Genomic DNA, 24,350 nt, shown 5'->3' with positions numbered 1-24,350 from the left:
ACAACATAAAAACACTCAAAACACTGACCAACAACACACTTACACACATATAAATATTTTTTCCGAATCTCAATTAATCCGGATACATCTCCGTTATTAAGGGCAAGATAACCCCACAGGTGGTACGTTCGCTAAAAAAGTTTGTCCATAAAGTATCATTTACTGCGTTACGCCTGCCCGAAAATTCCTCATTTACTCAGGTAAACTTCGCATTTCAGGGAATGCCAGGCCTTGCAAACACAACTTTCTGAATCGACACAGCTCCAATTACCATTCTCCCGACTTTATTGCCAGGCACTAAATAGGGTCTGTTCATAAGCCAGCCTCTAATATAGTGTCTCAAACATTTTGATTCCGTCTTTTTTCGTACTTTTACAGCCAATCCAAAACGGAATAAGTTTTGCAGGTAATAACCTGGATTATTCATAAATTATCTATTGCGATGTTCAACTACCTGCTAAGTTCAGGCGTCCTCAAAAAATTGACTTGAAAATAGTTCACTATTTCCTTCATCAATTTTCTCTGCGGTTGTCCGAATTTATTAGCATTTAAACATCTCATAAAGAAACCAGGTTAAGAAATTGAACAAATTACTTCAGAAATTAAAATATAAAATATCAGATGGCACAAGGTGGGTTAAAAAAAACGTTACGCTGGTTGTACGGTCTATTCATTGGGGCCGTGGTTTTTGTTGTTTTACTTTTCTTTTTGATATCCAAAGGGGCACTCGGGTTTATGCCCAGCTTTGAGGAATTGGAAAACCCCAAAAGCAACCTGGCTACCATTCTCTATTCGTCAGATCAGGAAGTTTTGGGAAAATTCTTTCATGAAAACCGGACCAATGTCAACTACAATGATCTGAATCCAAACGTCATAAATGCATTGATTGCAACTGAGGACATCCGGTTTTACAAACATTCCGGGATAGACTCCCGCGGGCTTGCGAGGGTACTATTCCGCACTATTCTCATGGGAGAGAAAAGCTCCGGAGGAGGTAGTACAATAACGCAGCAGCTGGCCAAACTTTTGTTTCACGATCCGGCCAGTAATCTTTGGCAAAGAAGTCTTCAAAAGCTCAAAGAGTGGGTTATAGCGGTAAAACTCGAACGAAGTTATACCAAGCCGGAAATCCTTACCATGTACCTCAACAAAGCTCCGTTCATATACGGAGCCTATGGTATTGAATCCGCCGCACATACTTTTTTCAGCAAGCCCATGGACTCCATTCGTGTGGAAGAAGCAGCAACCCTCATTGGGATGTTGCAAAACCCCTCACTCTATAATCCGTTGAGGAGACCTGACATCACGCAAAACAGAAGAAACATTGTGCTTTCGCAGATGCAGAAAGCCAGCCACATCACCCCCGAGGAATTTGACAGTCTGAAAACCCTGCCCCTGAACATCCGCTTTCAGCGTGATGATCACATTCATGGCCTGGCTCCTTACTTCAGGGAACATCTGAGATTAAAGCTATCTGCTGAGAAGCCGGAGCGGGAGAACTATGCATCCTGGCAGGAACAACAATTCATTGAAGACAGCATTGCATGGCTGGAAGACCCTCTTTTCGGATGGACCAATAAAAACCTGAAAGCCGATGGAACCAAATACAACATCTACAGCGACGGACTTAAAATCTACACAACCATCGACAGCCGCCTTCAGACTTATGCGGAAAATGCCGTAAAACAGCATATCGGGGAAGAAATCCAACCGCTGTTTTTTAAAGAAAAAGAAGGCCGGTCAAGAGCCCCTTTTACCAGCAAGATTACGCAGGAACAATACGAGAACATCATCGACCGCGCCATGAGAAACTCGGATCGTTACCGGAATCTGAAAAATGCAGGTTTTAGCACAGATTCGATCCGTCAAGCCTTTGAAGAACCTGTGGAGATGGAGGTTTTCAGCTGGCAGGGCAATATTGATACTGTTATGTCTCCTTTGGACTCCATACATTATTATAAGTCATTTCTCAGAGCCAGTCTGCTTTCCATGGATCCCCAATCAGGACACGTAAAAGCCTACATCGGAGGCCCCAATTATCAGCATTTCAAATATGATATGGTGTCTCAGGGAAAACGTCAGGTGGGTTCCACCATCAAGCCGTTTGTCTATACATTGGCCATGCAGGAAGGACTAACCCCCTGCGATATGGTCCCCAATATCCCCCAAACATTTAACCTCATCACAGGCCAGACCTGGACCCCCAGAAATTCGGGGTCGAGCCGTGCCGGAGAGATGGTCTCTCTCAAGTGGGGACTGGCCAACTCAAACAACAACATTACCGCCTGGATATTGAAACAGTTCAACCCCCAGGCAGTGGTAAACATCATTCATGATCTGGGCATCCAAAGCCCCATGGATCCGGTACCATCAATTGTGTTGGGAGTTCCCGAGTTCGGTCTGGATGAAATGGTATCGGGATATTGTACCTACGCCAATAAAGGGGTAAACGTAAAACCCCTGTTGGTAACCCGGATAGAAGACCGGTATGGAAATGTGGTGGCCAATTTCTCACCACGCAAAGAAGAGGTCCTGAGCGAAGAGACTGCTTACCTGATGATTAATTTACTGGAAGGAGTTATCAACCAGGGAACCGGTCGAAGACTTCGGTTCAGGTATCAGTTTGATGCCCAGATCGGAGGAAAAACAGGCACCACACAAAATCACTCCGACGGCTGGTTCATGGGGGTTACCCCCAATCTGGTAACCGGCGTTTGGGTAGGAGGCGAGGACCGGGATATTCACTTCGACAATATTGGTATGGGACAGGGAGCCAACACTGCATTACCAATATGGGCCCTTTACATGAATAAAGTTTACGAAGACGAAGAAATCCCGATTACACAGGAAGACAAATTTGAAGAACCGGTCAATTTCAACATAAATCTGGACTGTCCGGATGAAAACATAACCGCTGACGAAGAGGCGCTGGAAGGTGGAGACTCAATCGTTCCGGAAGACGAATTTTTCTAAGCAAAAAGAAACCTGAAGGCCTCCTCAATTTTGGAGGCCTGCACCACCTTTATCCCATAAGCTTCCGGATTAAAACCTCTATTGTACCGGGGCACCACAATAGACTTAAAGCCGAGCTTTTCAGCCTCACTCACCCGTTGCTCAATGCGGGTTACAGGCCTTATCTCTCCTGACAGGCCCACCTCTCCCGTCAGGCAAACGCCACGCGGGACAGTCAGATCTGTATTGGAAGATAACACAGATGTCACCACGGCAAGATCAATGGCAGGGTCACTCACCTTGAGGCCCCCGGCAATATTTAAAAAGACATCTTTGGCCGCCAGTTTAAATCCGGCACGCTTTTCTAAAACGGCAAGCAACATATTCAACCGTCTGAGATCGAACCCTGTGGAAGAACGCTGCGGTGTTCCATAGGCAGCCGTACTTGCCAGAGCCTGCACCTCAATCATAAAAGGACGGATTCCTTCCATGGCCGCCGAAATGGCGATTCCGCTCATATCTTCCTCATGTTGGGCCAAAAGCATTTCCGATGGATTACTCACCTCCCTGAGTCCGTCACTCTGCATTTCAAAAATCCCTATTTCGGAAGTTGAGCCAAACCGATTCTTCACAGAGCGTAATATCCGGTACATATACTGTCGGTCGCCCTCAAATTGCAGTACCACATCCACAATGTGCTCCAGCACCTTTGGCCCGGCAAGATTCCCCTCTTTATTAATGTGTCCAATCAACAAAACAGGGATATTTTTCTCTTTGGCAACTTTAAGAATGGCGGCAGTACATTCCCTAATCTGGGATACACTTCCGGGAGCCGATTCAATTGCCTCACGTTCCATAGTCTGAATACTATCAATGACCACAAAGCCAGGATTTACATTCTCTATGTGCATCAAAATCTGCTCCAGAGAAGTCTCTCCGACCAAAAGGCAATGATCGCCGTTCAGGTCACTTAATCTGTCGGCACGAAGCTTTATTTGCTGGGGGCTTTCTTCTCCCGAAACATAGAGAATCTTCTGGCTTGAAAGTTTCATGGCCATCTGCAGCACCAGTGTGGATTTCCCGATACCGGGCTCTCCGCCAAGCAGCACCAGGGACCCTGGCACAATGCCACCCCCCAGCACCCGGTTGAGCTCCACAATGCCCGTATCAATACGAGGGATATCACTCACCGTAACAGAGGAAACCGACACCGGCTTCTGTTTATCATTACCCAATGAAAGCGACAAACGTTTATCTTTGGTTTTCCCGGTAATGGATATCTCTTCCACGTAGGTATTCCATTCGCCACAGGCATAACATTTACCCACCCATTTGGGCGATTCTGCACCACAATTCTGACAAACAAAAACAGTTTTAGTCTTGGCCATGATCATTCATATTTTGAAACAAACTTAAAAATTTTCAGCCAATAAAAAACCCCGGTCTCCCGGGGTTTCATATTCTACATAAAAGATTTCTCTGTCAAATCAGCTTATTGGTAGCCGTGTCCGGAAAAACAAACACCGGCTTGTAAGCTTTTGCTTCATCCAACGGCATGGAAGCATAAGTGATGATAATAACAATATCACCAACAGCCACTTTCCGGGCTGCTGCTCCATTCAGGCAAATCACACCCGAACCGGGTTCACCTTTAATGACATAAGTCTCCAGGCGCTCCCCATTGTTATTGTTAACCACCTGTACCTTCTCATTCTCAATAATATTGGCAGCCTCCATCAATTCTGAGTCGATGGTGATACTACCAACATAATTAAGATTGGCTTCGGTAACCGTTACATTGTGCAGTTTAGATTTTACAACCTCAACGTTCATCTGAATTCAATTTACTTTACCGGGCAGGAAGTCTCTTCTTTCTTTAAACAAAAACTCCCAAAGCCCATTAATCAGAAAAATACCAATTTCTCTCTCAATCACCAAACCGGAAAACTTCCAACCTTTGTCAAAAGCAATCGATCAACCGGTTAGCTGTCCTGACCCGGATCTCTGAAAGCGATGACAACAGCACCATTTCATGCTTCCGGATTCTTATAAATTATATTGTCAATCAATCTGATTTCCCCTGCAAAAACCGCAATACACCCTACAATATAAGGGCTATCCGCCCATCTGTCAACCGCCTTTAAGGTATCGCCGTCCACTATGTCAAAATACTCAACTTCAAGGTTTTCATCCCCATTGATATTCCTGATAACATATTCTTTTACTTCAGCAATATCTTTAAAGGGGTCAAAATTACAAGATTCCTTTAAAGTTTTGGCTATCAAGGGGGCACTTTTTCTGTGTTTTTTTGTTAAAAGCGTATTTCGGCTGCTCATTGCAAGTCCGTCAGATTCACGTACAATAGGACAAGCTACAATTTCAATGCCTAAATTCAACTGACGCTCCATCTCCCGAACAATGGCCAGTTGCTGAAAGTCTTTCTGACCAAAAAACGCTTTATCCGGCTTCACCATCTCAAAAAGCCGGCTTACCACCTGGGCCACACCATTAAAATGCCCGGGCCGGTGCTCTCCTTCCATTACTTTGTCCAGCTCTCCAAAATCAAAAACCCTTTCATCCGATTCAGGATACACTTCTTCAACAGCCGGGGCAAACAGAAGTTCACATGCCGTATTTTCCAAAAGGCCCATATCCTTTTCCAGGTCACGCGGATAGCGTTCCAGGTCGCCTGGGTCGTTAAATTGGTTCGGATTAACAAAAATACTTACCACCACCACATCACAATGCTTGCCTGCGGACTCAACCAATGACAAATGCCCCTGATGCAATGCCCCCATAGTAGGAACAAAGCCGATGGTTTTATTCTTTTTTCTCAGCTGAGCAATTTTAATATTCAGTTCCTGTTTTGTTTTTATCAGCTCCATATCACATAAAATATAAACCCGGCAATACCTTTCTTATTAAGCTTGCCTGCCTGAAGCGGCCCGGTCGATACTAATTCCGATTTTTCCCAAAAAAGGAGCAAATTAAATAATAATTCCCAACCTAAACTGCATAAATCCTCAAATATTATCCTCAGGCATCCAACCACCTGATAAACAATTACATTATTCGAAAACTCAGATTCAAAACCGGCCTGTCAGCAACCACTCCAGCCTCCTATGCATTCATCTTAAATGGTGACGCTGACCAACTTAACCACAGCTAAACCAAACAATTCAAAAATAATAGAAGATCATTCAGCAATCCGGCCCAACAAAAATGTGTTTCCCTGAAAACCAGAGCAAAAGCGATTCTACCCCCACAAACAACTTTGGGGGGATAGCATATTTTTTGTACTTTTGTAAAATATTTATCTTAATATATCCTTGAAAAAATGGAAAATAACAAGGTCTTATTCATCTCACAGGAAATAACCCCTTATCTGCCCGAAAACACAATGTCGGCACTTTGCAGGAATCTACCTCAGGGCATTCAGGAAAGAGGAAAACAAATCAGAACTTTCATGCCACGTTTTGGCAACATCAATGAGCGACGCAATCAACTCCATGAAGTGATACGTCTCTCAGGGATGAATCTGATTATCGATGACACCGATCACCCGCTCATTATCAAGGTAGCCTCTATTCAGGCAGCCCGCATGCAGGTGTATTTTATCGACAATGAAGATTATTTCTCGAGAAAAAATACCATCATTGACGATGATGGCAAGGAATTTGAAGATAACGATGAGCGCATCATCTTTTTCGCCCGCGGGGTTTTGGAAACCACCAAGAAATTAAGATGGGCGCCGGATGTCGTGCACTGTCAGGGCTGGTTTACTGCACTGGCACCACTTTACATCAAAAAGACCATGAATGACGATCCCTACTTTGCAAATTCCAAAGTAGTCTATTCCGTTTTTGATGATGATTTCACCAATGACCTGGATCCAAAAATTAAGGAAAAAGCAAAACTTGATGGTATAACGGATGATGATGTAAAGGTTCTGGATACCGCCAACTTTGTTACCCTTACAAAACTGGCAATAGACAATTCAGATGCCATCATTCAGGGATCGGAAAAGATAAACCCGGAAATTGAAAAATACATCAAAGAGTCGGGCAAACCATTCCTGGAATATCAGCCCGAGGACAAATACATGGATGCCTACAATGAGTTTTATGACCAATTGTAACGTTCGATAATTTTAAATGACCAAAACAGACTGGATTTTTATGCTGAACAAAAGAAGTCTCCGGCAATTCACGCCCATAATTCTGGCAACACTTGCTATTTTCTCGTCCTGTAAAGAAGAATCAGGAACCCTTGGGCTGGATGTTTTACCCACGGAGGATATCTTCACCGGAACCGATGCCACTTCGCGCCTTATGGGACAAAATTATGATCCGGTCAAACTAATCTCAAGCGATCCCGGCTATTCGATACTGGGCTCTGTCAATGATCCGTTCACCGGCCCTACGGAAGCTTCCTTCATTACGGAAATTAATCTGGGGGAACGAATTGGCAAACTAAATAAAAGCAGCGAAATAAGAGAGTACTTCATTGACTCCCTGGTACTCAACCTCGCTTACTACAAAGAATGGTGGATCGGGTACAAGGAAGCAAAGCACGAAATAAGTGTGCATAGATTTAACGCACCATTATCAATGACGGAAACCTATTATTCCGACATGCCGGTAGATGGTCTTTATGATGAAACACCGATTGCCACCATTGTGAAGAGTGCCAACGACGGACTGGCAGATACCTCATGGGTTCAAAACGATTATGCCAATGTGTGGCAGTTTAGACTTGATGACGAAGTTGCCAATGAAGTCTTTGAGCTCAATGATTCAATAATGACTGACCGCAAGGCTTTCAGAGAAACTTTCGGAAGTTTGTTTATCCAGTCCGAACCGGCCGACCCGGAATCACCCGGTTCCTTAATTGAATTAAGCCTTACCGATGACCTTTCAAATATGAAAATGTATTATTCATATTATGTTATCGACACGGCTGACAATGCCAATGAAGTGGTGGACACTGTTCAAACATCCTACACCTTCCCGATTAACCTGGAGTGTGTCAGGGTCAACCGATTTACGCACAACAATCAGGAAGCGGTAACATTTAACGATAAGGAAGCCGAACACCTGATTGCACAGGGAATGGCCGGAAGTATGGTTGAAATTGACTTTAACGACATCACAGTAGTCAATGAAGACGGAGACCCGGTAAACCTTTTCAGTCATTGGAAAGAAAAACTGGATACTGAGAAAAACAATGAATACAGCGGAATCAGTGCAGTGGACATAATATTTGAAGCAGATACCACAAGTCAGTATTATAAAGATGAGAACTTTTTCTCTCCGGCAGCTCAAGCCCTGAGGTTGTACAAAAAGGAGGATGATCAATATGTACAACCAGGCTATAGTTACAATATCTCTGATACCAGTGAATGGTCACCGGCTTTTACCGGTGGAGATTTTGAGGAGGAAACCGGAACATACACTTTCCGTATGTACCAGGAATCGTTCCGAATGATGGTGGAAAAAGAAGACTTAAGAGGTCCTTACTATCTTTCCACACCTGATCCGGCATCATATCCCTGGAAAGTTTTATTAAAGAACTCTGATGATCCGGAAAATCCCAATCCTAAAATCAGAATTAAGGAAGTCAGCATTGACACCCTTTAAAACCCTGAATGTTTGTTAAGATTTTGTAAAAACATAAACTCTTAAATTCATATAAAAAGCCTTGCGTCACCTCCCCGACTCAAGGCTTTTTTTGTTTCCGACAGCCACAACCCTTTCAGCATCGATTTTTGACACCTCAGTAATTTCAGCAGAAATGCTTACTTTTACATATACAGAAACTTCCCTAAGCTCAAACCCTTATCCTGCAAACACTTACTGTTTTGTCCTGTGAAAAAAACCAAAACACCCCCCCATGTCAGGACTTGTATGATATTTCTAAAAAACCTATTTTAGAGGAATTAAAAAACGCAAAAACTATTGGAACAAAAGTCGTTTCTTCACCATAAAAATTGAAACTATGACAAAAAAACTTCAGGACCTTACCGAAAAGATATACAACGAAGGGGTCCAGAAAGCCAATGAGGAAGCAGAAGCCATCCTGAAGGAAGCTCGTGAGAAGGCTTCTGCAATAGAAAAGGAGGCCAAAAAGAAAGCCGGACAAACCATAGAAGATGCTGAAAAGAAAGCCGAAGAAATAAAAAAGCATGTGGAATCGGAGATGAAGATGGCTCTGGAGCAATCGATGGCAGCCCTCAAACAAGACATTGCAGGTTTGGTTACCATGGAGGCAGTGGAGCCCTCTACCAAAGAACTTTTTTCAGACAAGAAATACCTGGGAAATCTGATTGAAAAAACCATTGACGGATGGATCAAGAAAGAGAGTATGGATCTCGAAGTCATTCTTCCGGAAAGTCAGCGCAAAGAGATGGAGGACCATTTCAAAAAGCAACTGGCCAACCATTTAAACAAAGGTCTCCAACTTTCCTTTTCTAAAAACATGAAATCAGGATTTAAGGTAGGTCCGGCCGATGGAAGCTATGTCATAAGCTTTACCGATGAAGACTTCAACAACTTCTTTAAAGCCTATCTACGTCCCAAATCCACTGAATTGTTGTTTGAAAAGAAATAAATATGTCGAAAGGATACTACTATCTTGTCGCCGGACTACCTGATTTGGTTCCGGAGGAAAAGAAACTCTCTTTTACCTCCACCGATTTCAGAGATATGATGGCAGATGAGTTAACCAACAAAGATTATGCTTTATTAAAGCTATTCTATCTGCCTTTCGACCACGAAAACCTGCTCAATCTCTTCTTTGAAGAGGATAAAGAGTGGGATTCCCGCGGCAATTTCAGTAAAGAAGAACTGGAACCACTGGCAGACAGAAAGCTGGCACAATCCGCAGACACTGAAGAACTGCCTCATTACCTTTACGAATTTGTACTTACGATGCACGGAGAGGACGCTCCCGGAAGCAGAGTGGAAGCAGCCCGGCAACTCAGTGCCGAATACTATGAACATCTACACCAAAACTCCAACACTTTCGTCCGGCAACTGACAAAATATCAACAAGATACCGCCAACGTACTCACCGCACTTAACGGGCGAAAACACGAGCTACAATTTGAACAGGCACTCATTGGAAACAATGAAGTCACTGAAGCTCTCAAAAAAAGCCGGTCCAGAGATTTCGGCCTGAAATCGGAGGTAGAACACATTGAGGATCTCCTCCAGATTTTCGAGATGGATAACATCACCGATCGTGAGTTAAAGCTGGATATTCAAAAATGGCATTTTGTGGAAGAAGAAACCTTCTTCAACTATTTTACCATTGAAAAAGTACTGGCCTTTGTTCAGAAGCTTTTCATTGCTGAGCGATGGATAAATCTGGATCCAGAGAAAGGCCGTGAAATGTTTGAAAAATTATTTAGTGAATTGAAGTCGGGATTTGAATTCCCCGAAGAATACACATTGACCTATGGAAAAAAACGATAAGACAACCGGAACAGTATCCGGCATCATTGCCAACCTGGTAGTGGTGGATGTGGACGGACCGGTGGGACAAAATGAGATTTGCTTCATCACCCACGGGAAAGAGCGATTGATGGCAGAAGTCATTAAGGTGACCGGAGATCAGGCCTATGTGCAGGTATTTGAAAGTACCCGGGGATTAAGACCCGGCAGCAAGGTTGATTTTGAGGGGCACATGCTCGAAGTAACGCTGGGACCGGGAATGCTCTCCCGCAACTACGACGGATTGCAGAATGACCTGGATAAGATGGAAGGCGTCTTTCTAAAAAGAGGAGACTATACCGATCCACTGAACCGTGAGCAAAAGTGGAACTTCAAACCATTGTTAGAAAAAGGTGCCGAAGTAATCGCCGGTGACTGGTTGGGTGAAGTTGAAGAAAACCAGATGCCTCACCGCATCATGGTTCCGTTTAAGCTGGAAGGCACCTTCACTATAAAGTCTATTGCGAAAGAAGGAGAATACACGGTAGATGATGAAATTGCTGTTCTTGAGGATAAAGATGGCAATTCCGTTTCGGTGAACATGGTACAAAAATGGCCTGTAAAAGTGCCCATTAAAACCCATAAAGAAAAACCACGTCCTTTCAAATTGCTTGAAACAGGGGTTCGGTGTATTGATACCCTCAACCCCATTACCGAAGGAGGTACCGGATTTATCCCCGGACCTTTTGGAACCGGAAAAACCGTGCTTCAGCACGCCATTTCCAAGCAGGCCGAAGCTGACATCGTTATTATTGCCGCATGTGGAGAACGAGCAAACGAGGTTGTGGAAATTTTCAAGGAATTCCCCGAACTGGATGACCCGAGAACAGGACGTAAGCTGATAGAACGAACCACCATCATTGCCAACACCTCCAATATGCCGGTAGCCGCACGGGAAGCATCAGTTTACACAGCCATGACGCTGGGAGAGTATTACCGGGCAATGGGCCTTAAGGTGTTGCTGATGGCCGACTCCACATCACGTTGGGCACAAGCACTTCGGGAGATGTCCAACAGACTGGAAGAACTTCCGGGGCCCGACGCATTCCCCATGGATTTGTCGGCCATTATTTCCAATTTCTACTCACGGGCAGGATTTGTATATCTGAACAATGAGCAAACCGGCTCCATCACATTTATCGGAACCGTTTCGCCTGCAGGAGGTAACCTGAAAGAACCGGTAACCGAAAATACCCGCAAAGCAGCACGCTGTTTCTACGGGTTGTCACAGGACAGAGCAGACAGCAAGCGCTACCCGGCCATCGACCCCATCGATAGTTATTCAAAATATCTGGAATACCCGGAGCTTCAGGAATCTCTTGAGAAAAACATGGGCGAACACTGGCTGGAAAATGTACTCAAAACCAAGGACATATTATTCAGCGGAAAAGAAGCCGATGAACAGATCAATATCCTTGGTGACGACGGAGTGCCCATTGATTTTCACCAGCGTTTTTGGAAAGCGGAGTTAATTGACTTTGTGGTGCTGCAGCAGGATGCTTTTGATAAGATTGACGCATCCACACCACTGGAACGTCAGAAATATATGTTGGAGAAGGTGCTCAACATAGCAGACACTGACTTCGAATTCAAGAACTTTGAACAGGTAGGCGAATTCTTCAAGCGCCTGATTAACCAACTGAAGCAGATGAATTATTCTGAGTTTGATTCAGAAAAATTCAAAACCTACGAAAAGGAGCTGGAAGAAATGCTCGGGGAGTTTGCCGTTGAAACCAAAAAGGAAGCACAGGCAGTCTGATTCTTTTTTACCAGGAGTCAGTACAATATCTCTCCAAAAACAGAGATGAGAAAGTTTCCTGAAGGTACTAATTAAAAACAATTCAGATTAAAAAATATGAGCAGTCAGGCATTTCAAAAAGTATATACCAAACTGACCAATATTACCAAGGCCACTGTTTCGCTAACTGCAAAAGATGTAGGTTACGACGAGATGGCTGTGGTACATGGCCGGATGGCCCAGGTAGTAAAAATTGTGGGCGAGCAAGTGGTTTTACAGATTTTTTCCGGAACGGAAGGAATCCCAACTAATGCGGAGGTGACATTTCTTGGAAACCCGCCACAGCTAAAAGTAAGCGACGAATTGTCCGGAAGATTCTTCAACGCGTATGGCCATCCAATTGACGGGGGGCCGGAAATTGAAGGTGAAATCCGTGAAATTGGCGGACCATCGGTAAACCCGGTGCGACGCGAACAGCCCTCCCACCTTATCGCTACGGGAATTGCAGGCATCGACCTGAACAACAGCCTTGTTTCCGGCCAGAAGATTCCATTCTTTGCCGATAGTGACCAGCCTTACAACCAGGTAATGGCAAATGTAGCTTTGCGTGCCAAAGCAGACAAAATCATTCTGGGCGGAATGGGGCTATCAAATGACGATTACCTGTTTTTCAAGCAGGTATTCGACAATGCAGGAGCACTTGACCGAATTGTAAGTTTCGTAAACACCACAGAAGATCCGCCGGTAGAGCGACTGCTGGTGCCCGATATGGCATTGACAGCAGCTGAATATTTCGCCGTGGATAAAAACGAAAGCGTACTGGTGCTGCTTACCGATATGACGCTTTTTGCCGATGCATTGAGTATTGTATCCAACCGGATGGATCAGATTCCTTCGAAAGACAGTATGCCGGGGTCACTTTATTCCGACCTTGCCCGCATTTACGAAAAAGCGGTGCAGTTTCCATCGGGAGGATCCATCACCATCGTAGCAGTAACCACCCTTTCGGGAGGGGATATCACACATGCAATTCCCGATAATACAGGGTACATTACCGAAGGACAGCTTTTCCTCCGTCGTGACACCGATATCGGAAAAGTTATTGTGGATCCGTTCCGCTCTCTCTCGCGTCTGAAACAGCTGGTAATTGGCGAACAAACCCGTGAGGATCACCCACAGGTTATGAATGCCGCGGTACGCCTTTATGCGGATGCCGCAAACGCCCGCACAAAACTGGAAAACGGTTTTGACCTGACAGATTACGATGAGCGAACGCTGGACTTTGCAAAAGCGTACTCCGAGAAACTGCTGGCAATAGATGTAAATGTTGATACCGATACCATGCTCGACATTGGTTGGGAACTTTTTGGCAAACATTTCTCAAAAGCTGAAGTAGGCCTCAAAAAAGAGATGGTCGATAAGTATTGGAAAGAGTAAGCGAACCGGTGAATTGGTAAATCTGAGTAATTGGCAGCCGGAAGTAGAGAAGACTGCCCAGTTACATCTGAGTAACAATTCCCTAAAAAAAGGAGTAACGTGGCCATAAAATTTCAATATAATAAAACATCGCAACAGTTACTTGCCAAGCAGCTGAAAGTCCGTGAACGCGCATTGCCCACCCTCAAAAACAAAGAGTCGGCCCTGCGTGTGGAGGTAAAAAAAGCCAAGGACAAAGCAGCTGAACTGGAAAAAGAACTGAAAAAAGAGCTCAGTCTCTACGATGACATGATGCGTTTGTGGGGAGAATTTGACCCTTCACTTATTGCCATCAGCGACGTGGAACTTTCGTCCAAAAAAATTGCCGGTGTTCAGACACCCATTCTGGATAAGGTAAATTTTGAAGTACGTGATTACAATATGTTTGAGCGGCCAAGCTGGTTTCCTGACGGAATAGCCATTCTGAAAAAGCTGGTGGAAATAGCCCTGGAAAGTGAAGTCTTTGAACGCAAAATGGATTTACTGGATTTTGCCCGGAAAAAGACGACACAAAAGGTTAACCTCTACGAGAAAGTTCAGATTCCCGGCTTTCAGGATGCCATCCGGAAAATCAAAAGATTCCTGGAGGATGAAGAGAACCTTTCGAAAGCCGCGCAGAAAATTGTTAAAACAAGACAGGAAAATATGGAGGTGGCGTCATGATAGTACCAATGTTCAAATATTCGTTTCTGGTCTTTCATGCTGACTACGATGATTTTCTGAAGCAACTCAAAGAACTGGGAGTCGCACACATCGTAGAACATCAGGAAGAACCCACCACCGAGATGCAGAATCTGTACCGGAAAATCAGCGATTTATCCAAAACCCTAAAAAACCTGGAAGTCCGCAAAAAAAATGCAGACTCAGAAAAATCAGGAAAAATCACTGAAACTTCGGGAGAGAAACTCAACGAACGCATCCGGGAAATTGAAAACAAACTGGAACAAACCCGTCAACACCTCTCTGCGCTTCAAAAAGAGGAAAAACAACTGAAACCGTGGGGGGATTTTTCACGGGAAAACATACGGAAACTCTCGGAAGCAGGCATCAACATTCGTCACCTGGTTTGTGCCGAAACAAAATTTGATAAATCCTGGATGGAGAAATATCCTGTGGAGTTGATTTCGGAAGACGAAGGATACAGCTTTTTCGTCTGGATAACTGATGAGCAGGATCAGCAGCTTCCGGAAGAGATGACGGAAGTAGATGAGATTACACTTCCGGAAAGCACTCTGGAAGAGGTAAGAAAAGAGCTTGCCTCCACACAACAGGAAATTGATGCGCTGGAAGAGGAGCTCAACGGAATTGCGACAGGAGGTCTGAATCTCATTGCCCGATATCAGGAAGAACTGGAAGATCAGGTTGCAGAATTGAATGTAAGATTTCAGACCGTTGACGAAGTAGAAGGAAAAATAAGACTGGTGGAAGCCTGGGTGCCCGAAGTAAAAAGCCGGGAACTGGAAGACCAGGTGGACCAACAGGAGATCTATTACATCAAGGAGGCAGCCAGAAACCATGAGAAGCCGCCCATCATGCTCAGGAACAACCGCTTTGCACGATTGTTTGAGCCTGTGAGCAGGCTATTCTCTCTACCTGCTTATGTAGAGCTGGATATGACGCCGTTTTTTGCTCCATTTTTCATGATGTTCTTTGGTTTCTGCCTGGGTGATGCCGGATATGGCTTATTGCTGGTTTTAGCAGCAACGCTTTACAAACCCAAAGCCGATAAAAAGATGCGGCCCATTTTATCACTTGTACAGTTTCTGGGATTGGCTACGGTGTTGTTCGGTGCCATAACCGGTACTTTCTTTGGTATGAACCTGATTGAAAATCCTCCGGCATTCATGGCCGATGCCAAAAGTATGTTTCTGGACAACGATCAGATGTTCAACCTGGCGTTAATTTTCGGTGCTGTTCAGATTCTCTTTGGTATGATTCTGAAGGGGATCAACCAGATTATTCAGCACGGGATAGGCTACTCACTGGCAACCTGGGGATGGTTTACACTCATCGTTTCATCAGGAGTATTTTACCTCCTTGATCAGCAAAACCCGGGCGAGGAACTGTTTTTCGGGACCCTTCACCTGGGCTTTGTGGTTTTGTCGGCCATGGGGATTCTGGTATTTAACCATCCCAAGCGCAACGTTTTTGTAAATATCGGTGCCGGTCTGTGGGACACTTACAACATGGTCACTGGTGTTGTCGGAGATTTATTGTCCTACATCCGTCTTTTTGCGTTAGGACTGGCAAGTGCCATTTTGGGGCAGGTATTCAATCAGCTTGCCTTTGACATGGCCCCGGACGTTCCGGTCGTGGGAATTTTGGTAACCCTGGTTATCCTGCTGGTCGGACACGGCATTAACATCTTTATGTCGGGGCTGGGATCATTTGTACACCCCTTACGTCTGACGTTCGTTGAATTTTACAAAAACGCAGGTTTTATCGGAGGAGGCAAAGAATACAAACCTTTTTCAAAAGTACAGTAAATTAAGACTAAAAGTAATAACCTTTAAATTAGAATAATATGACTCCAATTGTGTTGGCCTATATAGGCATTGGTATTATGATTGCGCTGGCAGGAGCCGGCAGTGCGTACGGTGTATCGTATGGTGGAAATGCCGCTTTGGGCGCAATGAAAAAGAACAGTGATGCATTCGGAAACTACCTGGTCCTGAGTGCCCTTCCGGGAACGCAGGGACTTTATGGTTTTGCGGGATACTTCGTTATCTCGGGAACGGGTGTATTAGGTCCTGACATCACTGCCGTTCAGGGTGCTGCTGTTTTAGGAGCAGGAATTGCCATGGGTGTGGTAGGTTTGTTGTCAGGAATTCGTCAGGGACAGGTTTGCGCCAATGGCATTGCAGGAATCGGTTCGGGACACGATGTATTCGGAAGTACCCTGGTACTTGCCGTATTCCCCGAATTGTATGCAATTTTGGCATTTGCTGCCACCTTTATGATTAGCGGTACTTTGTAGATGAAAATAAAACAAGCAAAAGCCTGGGCCATATTTGGTTCAGGCTTTTTTTATGCATTTATGACATTTTCTTCATAAATTCGCACATATAAAACACACCAAAAAGTTGATGTGAAAAAGCCCGAATAGATAGCCAAAGCAGCATGAATCTGTTTTGTATAAACCTCTGACAACATTTATTAATCAGTAAAATATCCTGACTAAACACCACACTATGGCAGAATACAGAAACCTGCAACCTGAAGAAATAACAAAACTGGAAGCACAGGGTTGCTACTGTGCAAATTGGTCCGACATCCTTGTCAGGGATGGTTTTAACCCCTCCTTTATTCGGCACACCAATTTTAGCGGAAAAAACCGGCTGGGAACTTTTAACCGGGAATTTAATTTCCCCGGAGGCGTGGTTAAACATGCAGGCATCTCCTATGCTACCATCCACAATACCAACATCGGGAACAATGTTTACATCAGCCAGGTAAGAAATCAGATTGCCAATTACAACATCGGGAATAATGTGGTAATCGAAAATGTGGATGCCCTCACCACTGAAGGCGAATCAACCTTCGGAAACGGGCAGAAAGTGGCAGTTTTGAATGAAGCGGGAGGGCGAGAAGTTCCCATCTTCAATGAATTGTCTGCACACACGGCCTATCTGATGGCTTTTTATCGCCACAGACCTGCCCTTATTGAGAAACTCACCGGGATGGTGGAACAATACTGTCATAATATAAAATCGGACAGAGGAACCGTTGCGGAAAATGCAAAGATTATCAACTCACGAACCATTCTGAATGTAAACATAGGACCGGGTGCCACTGTTGAGGGCATTTACAGACTGGTGAACGGAACCATCAACAGTTCGATGGAGCATCCCTCCTATTTCGGCCCCGGGGTTATCGCCGAAGATTTCATTGCTACCAGCGGGGCAGAAGTTACCGACGCCACCCTTATTTCCAAATGTTTTATCGGGCAGGGCTGTAGCCTTGGGAAACACTATTCGGCTGAGAACTCGGTCTTTTTCGCCAACTGTCAGGGATTTCACGGGGAAGCCTGCTCCATTTTTGCAGGTCCCTACACCGTTTCGCACCATAAATCAACCTTACTGATTGCCGGTTATTACTCATTTCTAAACGCCGGAAGCGGATCGAACCAGAGCAATCACATGTATAAGCTTGGGCCCGTACACCAGGGTGTTGTGGAACGCGGAAGTAAAACAACCAGCGATTCGTACCTCCTGTGGCCCGCCAAGATTGGTCCTTTTTCATTAGTAATGGGCCGTCATTACCGCAACCCGGACACCTCCAACTTTCCCTTCTCCTATTTGATAGAGAATCATGACGAAAGTTATCTTGCCCCCGGTGTAAACCTTCGCAGTGTCGGGACAATGAGAGATGCGCGAAAATGGCCGGGACGTGACAAGCGAAAAGATTCTCACCAGCTCGACTTTATCACCTTCAATCTGCTCAGTCCCTACTCAGTAGAGAAAATGATTAAGGGAAAACACACCCTTCAGACACTCAAAAAGACTTCAGGAATTACCTCCGAGTATTTTATGTACAACAGTGTGAAAATTGAAGACAAAGCACTGGATCGGGGCATTAACATGTACAACATCGGCATTCTGAAGTTCCTGGGAAACGGATTGCTCAAGAAGCTGGAAAAAGGTGATTTTCAAAACATCAAGGAGATTCAGGACACGCTGAAACCCGACACCGAAGAAGGCTCGGGAGACTGGGTGGACATGGCCGGCCTGGTGGTACCCAAAGAAGAAGTAATTTTGCTGATTGAAAAAATTGAATCAGGCGTTCTCAATGCATTCGATGACCTACAGGCCATCTATAAAAAATGGCATCAGAATTATTACAGTTGGGTATGGAACTGGAGTGTCAAAATATTCCGGGAAGAAATGGGAATTGACCTTAAAAACATTGAAAAGGAGGCATTGCTGGATTTCATCAATCAATGGAAAAATGCTGTTGTTTCTCTTGATGAGATGATGCTGACAGATGCCCGCAAGGAATTTACGCTGAAAGCTCAAACCGGCTTTGGAATGGACGGAGAAGATGATGTACGGCATACCGACTTTGAACAGGTCAGAGGTGCCTTTGAAAAGCATCCCGCAGTGCGTGACATTTTCGACCATATTGAGAAAAAGCAGCAACTGGCAACCCAAATAAGAGAAAAAATAAATCAAATATAATAGTTCACAACACCTAAACAACCAAGAACCAGTAAAGTATGTGTGGAATTGTAGCTTATGTAGGAGAAAGAACCGCCTATCCGATATTGATTAAAGGTCTGAAGAGACTTGAGTACAGAGGATACGACTCGGCAGGGATAGCACTGATGAATGAACAAACTCATCTTTACAAGTGCAAAGGAAAAGTAAAGGATCTGGAAGGTTTGGTAAAAGGACAAGAAATTTCAGGATCTATCGGGATCGGCCATACCAGATGGGCCACACACGGTGAACCCAATGACACAAATGCTCACCCTCACCAGTCGGAGAACGGAAAATTTATTCTGGTACACAACGGAATAATTGAGAACTACAGTCACCTCAAAAAAGAACTTACCAACAGAGGTTATAGCTTTAAAAGCGAAACTGACACCGAAGTTTTAGCCAATCTTATAGAGAACATATACCTCGAGCAGGAAGTGTCAGCAGAACTGGCAGTTCGCCTTGCACTGACAAAAGTGGTAGGAGCATACGGACTGGTTATTTACTGTGCCGATGAACCCGGACGTCTGATTGCTGCACGCAAAGGTAGTCCTTTGGTTATCGGAATCGGTGAAAATGAATATTTCATGGCTTCTGATGCCACCCCAATCATCGAATACACCGACCAGGTAGTATTTCTGAATGATGAGGAAGTCGCGGTAATGGACCATGATCATTTCGATCTGAAAAACCTGAAAAACGACATAAAAACGCCACAGGTTCAAAAGATTGAACTGAGCATTGAACAGATCGACAAAGGCGATTATGAACATTTCATGCTCAAAGAGATCCATGATCAGCCCACTTCCATTGAAGACACCTTCCGCGGCCGAATATCCATGGATCACAGTAAAATTTTCCTGGGAGGTATATTCGATGTGCTGCCCAAACTAATAGAAGCACGACGAATTATTATTCTTGCCTGCGGTACATCCTGGCATGCCGGTCTTGTAAGTGAATATCTTTTCGAAGAATATGCCCGTGTTCCGGTTGAAGTAGAATATGCATCTGAATTCAGGTATCGAAAACCATTGATCTATGATGACGATGTGGTAATTGCCATATCTCAGAGTGGAGAAACTGCTGATACACTGGCTGCCATTCGCATGGTGAGAGAGCAGTCGGAAGCCACCATTTTGGGCATTTGCAATGTTGCAGGCTCCTCGATTTCAAGGGAAACTGACGCAGGAGTTTATACCCACGCAGGCATTGAAATCGGAGTAGCCTCCACAAAAGCCTTCACTGCTCAGATAACGGTACTTACCATGATGGCATTCCTGCTGGGCCACCGAAAGAAACACATTGCAGACAGTGACTATGTGCAAATGGTAAAAGCATTGACTCAGGTTCCTGAAAAAATGCGTGAAATTTTGAAGCACGAAGGATTCATCAAAGATGTGGCCAACAAATACACCAATGTAACCAATGCGCTCTATTTGGGACGAGGGGTATTATATCCTGTTGCGTTGGAGGGGGCACTCAAGCTAAAAGAAATTTCCTACATCCACGCCGAAGGGTATCCGGCTGCTGAAATGAAACATGGCCCAATTGCACTGATTGACGAAAACATGCCTGTTTTTGTTTTGGCCATTAAGGATGACTCCTATGAAAAGATTATCAGCAACATTCAGGAGGTTAAAGCCCGAAACGGCAAGGTCGTTGCCATCGTTACCGAAGGTGAAAAAACCATCCGCAAAATTGCCGATGACGTGATTGAGATTCCCGGTTGCCATAGGGCATTATCGCCTTTACTGGCTGTTGTGCCCCTGCAGATCATCTCCTATCAGATAGCAGTGATGAGAGGTTGTAATGTGGATCAGCCCCGAAATCTTGCCAAATCGGTAACTGTAGAATAGTAGATTCAAAAAAAGAGACGGCCCATAAGCACCGTCTCTTTTTTTGTCTTCAAGAAAATCTGAATTAACGATTATCGTATTGTTGCGAATAATAGTTGGCATAATCACCCGAAAGCACATTGTTCAGCCACTCCTCATTCTTCAGATACCAGTCAACGGTTTTCTCAATGCCCTCTTCAAATTGCAATGACGGTTTCCATCCCAATTCACTCATCAGTTTTCCCGAGTCAATGGCATACCGTTTATCGTGCCCTGCCCTGTCCTTTACATAGGTAATGAGCTTTTCAGACTCACCTTTTTCGCGCCCAAGAGCATTGTCCATGACCTCACATAACTTACGAATCAGATCAATGTTTGTCCACTCATTATTTCCTCCGATGTTGTAGGTATCACCGTTAACTCCTTTGTGAAAAATCAAATCAATTGCTGCAGCGTGATCCTCCACAAAAAGCCAGTCACGAACATTTTCCCCTTTTCCGTAAATGGGAATCGCTTTTTTGTGTTTGATATTGTTAATGGCCAGAGGAATCAGTTTTTCGGGGAACTGATTGGGCCCGTAGTTGTTGGAGCAGTTGGAAATAACCACCGGAAGATTATAGGTATGATGCCACGCACGCACCATATGGTCACTACTGGCTTTTGATGCTGAATAGGGACTTCTGGGGTCATAGGCGGTCTCTTCCGTAAAAAATCCGGTAGCCCCCAATGATCCGTAAACCTCATCCGTAGAGATGTGATAAAAACGCTTGCCTTCGGTATAGTCTCCCCATGCAGCGCGGGCCGCATTAAGCAGATTCACGGTTCCCATCACATTAGACCTGATAAAGGCAAGCGGATCACTTATAGATCGATCCACATGCGATTCAGCAGCCAAATGAATAACCCCGTCAGGCTGGTATTGCTCAAAGACCTCTTTCACAGCTGCCTCATTGGTAATATCCGCCTTGACAAACGCATAGTTCGACTTTGACTCAACATCCTTGAGGTTTTCCAAATTTCCGGCATAGGTCAATGCATCCAGGTTCACGATCTTATAACCGGGATATTTGTTTACCATAAGCCGAACAACATGAGAACCGATAAAGCCGGCTCCTCCGGTGATTAAAATGGTTTTTTCCATAGCTATTTGATGTTTCTGACGTTTTTCTCCCAGGCCCAGGCACTTGCCAGTGTTTCCTCTAGCGTTTTTTCTGCTTTCCAACCCAGCTCTTCATTGGCAAGCGTTGTGTCGGCCCAGATTTTTTCAATATCACCTGCTCTGCGGTCGGTAATCTGGTATTTTACCTCTACCCCGTTTACCTCCATAAAGGTTTTCACCAATTGCATTACCGAATAACCATTACCGGTACCCACATTAAAGAATTCGTATGCAGCTTTATTCTTTTTCTCCATCAGACGGTTAATTGCAACCACGTGAGCCTTTGCCAGGTCCACCACATTAATATAATCGCGAATGGCAGTCCCATCAGGAGTATCATAATCCTCTCCGAAAATTTTCAATTCATCCCTTAACCCTGCAGCCGTCTGGGTAATAAAAGGCACCAGATTATTAGGAACTCCAACGGGAAATTCTCCAATCAATGCCGAAGGATGTGCTCCAATGGGATTAAAATAGCGCAGGGCAATACAGTTAAGCCCTTCGGCGGCATGACTGAAATCGCGCATGATATCTTCGGACACAGCTTTGGTATTTCCATAGGGTGACTCTGCCGGTTTGCGTGGAGTAGATTCTGTAACAGGCAACTGATCCGGTTGTCCGTAAACCGTACAGCTGGAACTAAAGACCAGACTCGGGACATTGTGCCTCTTCATATTTTCAAGCAGATTCATAAGAGATACCAGGTTGTTCCGATAATACTCCAATGGTTTCTCCACCGACTCACCAACTGCCTTAAATGCTGCAAAATGAATAATGGCATCTATATGATTATATTTTTCAAAAAAAGCATCAGTCTTCTCCCTCTCTGCCAGGTTGAATTTCTCGAATTGAGGACGTTGCCCGGATATTTTCTCAATTGCATCAAGCACTTCGATATTGGAGTTGGACAAATCGTCCACAATAATCACTTCAAAACCTTCATTCTGAAGCTCTACTACAGTGTGAGAGCCGATGTAACCGGTTCCTCCGGTTACTAAAACCTTTTTGCTCATAAGATTCCCTTTCTTTATTTTATGGTTCCTTTAAGCAGGTAAAATTAACAAAACCAATTCAATTGACGACATTTAATTTTGTAAGAAATGTTTTGTCCTCTAAACACAAAAGGCTCATTGTACCTTTTTTTATTTTGTTCCAATTTTATGTTCTATCCTACCTTATAAATAAGACAGGTAAAATGGAAACAGGCTGAAAGCCTGATAGCAATAGCCCAGGGCAACGTCCTGGGGTTTAAGGTATCCCCCACGCCCTCTCTCATTATTGGTCGCGACGCGACCAATAATGAGAGAGAGGAGGGTACAATTCCCCCTTAAAGACCTTCGGCCTTTTAAAAACATAAACACAGGCTGAAGGGCCATCACCAAAAGCATACATCCTTCTACTTTAATCAAAAGCCCACAGTTTTCAACAGATTATTAACAGCTGTTTAAAACAAAAGTAGGCACTTAGCGTATAAATTCATTAAATTTGCAATATGGCGAACATTGAAAAGCACATATCGGATTTATTATGCCTGCACGACTGCGTTATCGTGCCGGGTCTTGGAGGATTTGTAGCCAACTACAAATCAGCCACTATTTTGGACGAGCGGAATCATTTCATGCCACCGGAAAAAGAAATTGGCTTTAACCGCAGTTTGTCTCACAACGATGGACTTCTCACCAATCACCTCATCCAGCGGGAACAAAAGTCCTGGGATGAAGGCTCGACAATTATCCGTGAATTTGTAAGCGATCTTCAGGCACGGATTGATGAAGGAGAAACAATGGTATTAAAAGGCATTGGATCTTTTCGGAAGGATGCCTTAGGAAATCTGCAGTTCAACCCGATAGAGCGGAACCAGCTGTTACCTTCAGCGTTCGGTCTGGGAGATTTCCACTTTGAACCACTGACAGGAAATCACTCAGATACACGCAAGCAGGAAGAACCTGTGCGCCGACTGTTACAAAGTCGCTCTCCCCGTTACTGGACTTCCGTGGCTGCAATGATTGCAGGGCTGTTGCTTTTCTCGCCTAAGCTTGACATGCCTGAACATCATCGAATGGACACTTCGAATATGATTTCATTAATGGCCGATAACGCAGAATCGGCCAAAAGCAATGAAACAACTAGAATTACAGGCACAACAACAGCCGCCCCTGAGGTGTTTGAGGAAACAAATACCAAGCAGACACAGGAGGCCAAACAGATAGAAACATTCCCCGGGGATGCAAAACCTTTTCATTTAATTGCGGCGAGCTTCAAGTACAAATCACCAGCAGATCAAACTCTGGAAGCATTTAAAAAAGACGGCTTTGCAGAGGCGGAAATTCTGGACTCCCCCAATGGTCGCTACCGGATAGCACTCTTTTCGTTTGCTGACAGGGAAGAAGCAACCCGAAAACTTTTTGCTCTCCGCAAGGATGACGCCTATAAAAATGTCTGGCTATTAGCCGAATAAAAAAGACCAAAAAAAAGCCGCTTGCAAGCGGCTTTTTTTTG

General features: G+C 44.4%; 18 protein-coding genes. 13 read left to right on the top strand and 5 right to left on the bottom strand.

Translation table 11 applies throughout. The annotated features are described in order from the left end of the window. Positions 1-621: 621 nt before the first annotated feature. A complete protein-coding gene (locus BY457_RS17680; RefSeq protein WP_106154661.1) occupies positions 622-2,973 on the top strand; it encodes a transglycosylase domain-containing protein in 2,352 nt (783 codons plus the stop codon). Here the strand turns inward: BY457_RS17680 and radA are convergent. From radA to panC, 3 genes are all read right to left on the bottom strand, one after another. After that, entirely contained in the window at positions 2,970-4,340 is a 1,371-nt protein-coding gene (gene radA, locus BY457_RS17675) for a DNA repair protein RadA (RefSeq protein ID WP_106154660.1), read from the bottom strand. The two genes, BY457_RS17680 and radA, sit on opposite strands and share 4 nt — an antisense overlap. Before the next feature lie 94 nt (positions 4,341-4,434). Continuing rightward, the gene (panD, locus tag BY457_RS17670; protein WP_106154659.1) at positions 4,435-4,785 is read right to left on the bottom strand and encodes an aspartate 1-decarboxylase; all 351 of its coding nucleotides are present in this window, start codon (positions 4,783-4,785) and stop codon (positions 4,435-4,437) included. Between the two features lie 197 nt (positions 4,786-4,982). Continuing rightward, the gene (panC, locus tag BY457_RS17665; protein WP_106154658.1) at positions 4,983-5,837 is read right to left on the bottom strand and encodes a pantoate--beta-alanine ligase; all 855 of its coding nucleotides are present in this window, start codon (positions 5,835-5,837) and stop codon (positions 4,983-4,985) included. Between the two features lie 452 nt (positions 5,838-6,289). Here panC and BY457_RS17660 point away from each other — a divergent pair, with 452 nt between their 5' ends. From BY457_RS17660 to glmS, 11 genes are all read left to right on the top strand, one after another. Then, entirely contained in the window at positions 6,290-7,090 is an 801-nt protein-coding gene (locus BY457_RS17660; protein WP_106154657.1) for a glycogen/starch synthase, read from the top strand. 40 nt (positions 7,091-7,130) lie between these two features. Next, complete coding sequence (locus tag BY457_RS17655; protein WP_106154656.1) at positions 7,131-8,591, top strand: DUF4270 family protein; 1,461 nt, start codon at positions 7,131-7,133, stop codon at positions 8,589-8,591. Positions 8,592-8,949: 358 nt separating this feature from the next. Further along, the gene (locus BY457_RS17650; protein ID WP_106154655.1) at positions 8,950-9,561 is read left to right on the top strand and encodes a V-type ATP synthase subunit E; all 612 of its coding nucleotides are present in this window, start codon (positions 8,950-8,952) and stop codon (positions 9,559-9,561) included. Positions 9,562-9,563: 2 nt separating this feature from the next. Beyond that, positions 9,564-10,427 carry a DUF2764 family protein gene (locus tag BY457_RS17645; RefSeq protein ID WP_106154654.1) on the top strand — a complete coding sequence of 288 codons (864 nt, stop codon included), beginning with the start codon at positions 9,564-9,566 and terminating at the stop codon, positions 10,425-10,427. Beyond that, a complete protein-coding gene (locus tag BY457_RS17640; RefSeq protein WP_106154653.1) occupies positions 10,411-12,204 on the top strand; it encodes a V-type ATP synthase subunit A in 1,794 nt (597 codons plus the stop codon). The genes BY457_RS17645 and BY457_RS17640 overlap by 17 nt, the downstream gene beginning before the upstream one ends. 96 nt (positions 12,205-12,300) lie before the next feature. Next, positions 12,301-13,620, top strand: a complete 1,320-nt coding sequence (locus tag BY457_RS17635) for a V-type ATP synthase subunit B (RefSeq protein WP_106154652.1) — start codon at positions 12,301-12,303, stop codon at positions 13,618-13,620. A 99-nt stretch (positions 13,621-13,719) separates the two neighbouring features. Beyond that, entirely contained in the window at positions 13,720-14,322 is a 603-nt protein-coding gene (locus tag BY457_RS17630; RefSeq protein ID WP_106154651.1) for a V-type ATP synthase subunit D, read from the top strand. Beyond that, positions 14,319-16,145: a V-type ATP synthase subunit I gene (locus BY457_RS17625; protein ID WP_106154650.1), complete on the top strand. Its 1,827-nt coding sequence runs from the start codon at positions 14,319-14,321 to the stop codon at positions 16,143-16,145. Before BY457_RS17630 ends, BY457_RS17625 begins: the two co-directional genes overlap by 4 nt. Before the next feature lie 38 nt (positions 16,146-16,183). After that, positions 16,184-16,636, top strand: a complete 453-nt coding sequence (locus tag BY457_RS17620; protein ID WP_106154649.1) for a V-type ATP synthase subunit K — start codon at positions 16,184-16,186, stop codon at positions 16,634-16,636. 214 nt (positions 16,637-16,850) lie between these two features. Next, a complete protein-coding gene (locus tag BY457_RS17615) occupies positions 16,851-18,836 on the top strand; it encodes a DUF4954 family protein (RefSeq protein WP_106154648.1) in 1,986 nt (661 codons plus the stop codon). A gap of 38 nt (positions 18,837-18,874) precedes the next feature. Then, positions 18,875-20,713, top strand: a complete 1,839-nt coding sequence (gene glmS / locus BY457_RS17610; RefSeq protein WP_106154647.1) for a glutamine--fructose-6-phosphate transaminase (isomerizing) — start codon at positions 18,875-18,877, stop codon at positions 20,711-20,713. Between the two features lie 64 nt (positions 20,714-20,777). Here glmS and rfbB read toward each other — a convergent pair whose 3' ends face one another. Continuing rightward, positions 20,778-21,833 carry a dTDP-glucose 4,6-dehydratase gene (gene rfbB / locus BY457_RS17605; protein WP_106154646.1) on the bottom strand — a complete coding sequence of 352 codons (1,056 nt, stop codon included), beginning with the start codon at positions 21,831-21,833 and terminating at the stop codon, positions 20,778-20,780. Between the two features lie 2 nt (positions 21,834-21,835). Next, the gene (gene galE / locus BY457_RS17600) at positions 21,836-22,864 is read right to left on the bottom strand and encodes a UDP-glucose 4-epimerase GalE (RefSeq protein ID WP_106154645.1); all 1,029 of its coding nucleotides are present in this window, start codon (positions 22,862-22,864) and stop codon (positions 21,836-21,838) included. Positions 22,865-23,343: 479 nt separating this feature from the next. Between galE and BY457_RS17595 the strand changes: the two genes are divergently transcribed. Next, positions 23,344-24,309 (top strand): HU domain-containing protein, encoded by a 966-nt coding sequence (locus BY457_RS17595; RefSeq protein ID WP_106154644.1) that lies wholly within the window; start codon positions 23,344-23,346, stop codon positions 24,307-24,309. Positions 24,310-24,350 lie beyond the last annotated feature (41 nt).

Origin of the sequence: Marinilabilia salmonicolor (assembly GCF_003003035.1) — a bacterium.
Lineage (GTDB): Bacteria > Bacteroidota > Bacteroidia > Bacteroidales > Marinilabiliaceae > Marinilabilia > Marinilabilia salmonicolor_A.
Note: the sequence above shows the minus strand (reverse complement) of the source record. Positions and strands in the feature narration are given on the sequence as shown.

Bases quoted from the DNA above. Each gene is read 5' to 3' on its own strand.
- BY457_RS17595 (WP_106154644.1), top strand. From the start codon at position 23,344: ATGGCGAACATTGAAAAGCACATATCGGATTTATTATGCCTGCACGAC.
- rfbB (WP_106154646.1), bottom strand. From the start codon at position 21,833: ATGGAAAAAACCATTTTAATCACCGGAGGAGCCGGCTTTATCGGTTCT.
- glmS (WP_106154647.1), top strand. From the start codon at position 18,875: ATGTGTGGAATTGTAGCTTATGTAGGAGAAAGAACCGCCTATCCGATA.
- BY457_RS17680 (WP_106154661.1), top strand. From the start codon at position 622: ATGGCACAAGGTGGGTTAAAAAAAACGTTACGCTGGTTGTACGGTCTA.
- BY457_RS17640 (WP_106154653.1), top strand. From the start codon at position 10,411: ATGGAAAAAAACGATAAGACAACCGGAACAGTATCCGGCATCATTGCC.
- BY457_RS17625 (WP_106154650.1), top strand. From the start codon at position 14,319: ATGATAGTACCAATGTTCAAATATTCGTTTCTGGTCTTTCATGCTGAC.
- panC (WP_106154658.1), bottom strand. From the start codon at position 5,837: ATGGAGCTGATAAAAACAAAACAGGAACTGAATATTAAAATTGCTCAG.
- BY457_RS17635 (WP_106154652.1), top strand. From the start codon at position 12,301: ATGAGCAGTCAGGCATTTCAAAAAGTATATACCAAACTGACCAATATT.
- BY457_RS17660 (WP_106154657.1), top strand. From the start codon at position 6,290: ATGGAAAATAACAAGGTCTTATTCATCTCACAGGAAATAACCCCTTAT.
- panD (WP_106154659.1), bottom strand. From the start codon at position 4,785: ATGAACGTTGAGGTTGTAAAATCTAAACTGCACAATGTAACGGTTACC.
- radA (WP_106154660.1), bottom strand. From the start codon at position 4,340: ATGGCCAAGACTAAAACTGTTTTTGTTTGTCAGAATTGTGGTGCAGAA.
- BY457_RS17620 (WP_106154649.1), top strand. From the start codon at position 16,184: ATGACTCCAATTGTGTTGGCCTATATAGGCATTGGTATTATGATTGCG.
- BY457_RS17615 (WP_106154648.1), top strand. From the start codon at position 16,851: ATGGCAGAATACAGAAACCTGCAACCTGAAGAAATAACAAAACTGGAA.
- BY457_RS17655 (WP_106154656.1), top strand. From the start codon at position 7,131: ATGCTGAACAAAAGAAGTCTCCGGCAATTCACGCCCATAATTCTGGCA.
- galE (WP_106154645.1), bottom strand. From the start codon at position 22,864: ATGAGCAAAAAGGTTTTAGTAACCGGAGGAACCGGTTACATCGGCTCT.
- BY457_RS17645 (WP_106154654.1), top strand. From the start codon at position 9,564: ATGTCGAAAGGATACTACTATCTTGTCGCCGGACTACCTGATTTGGTT.
- BY457_RS17650 (WP_106154655.1), top strand. From the start codon at position 8,950: ATGACAAAAAAACTTCAGGACCTTACCGAAAAGATATACAACGAAGGG.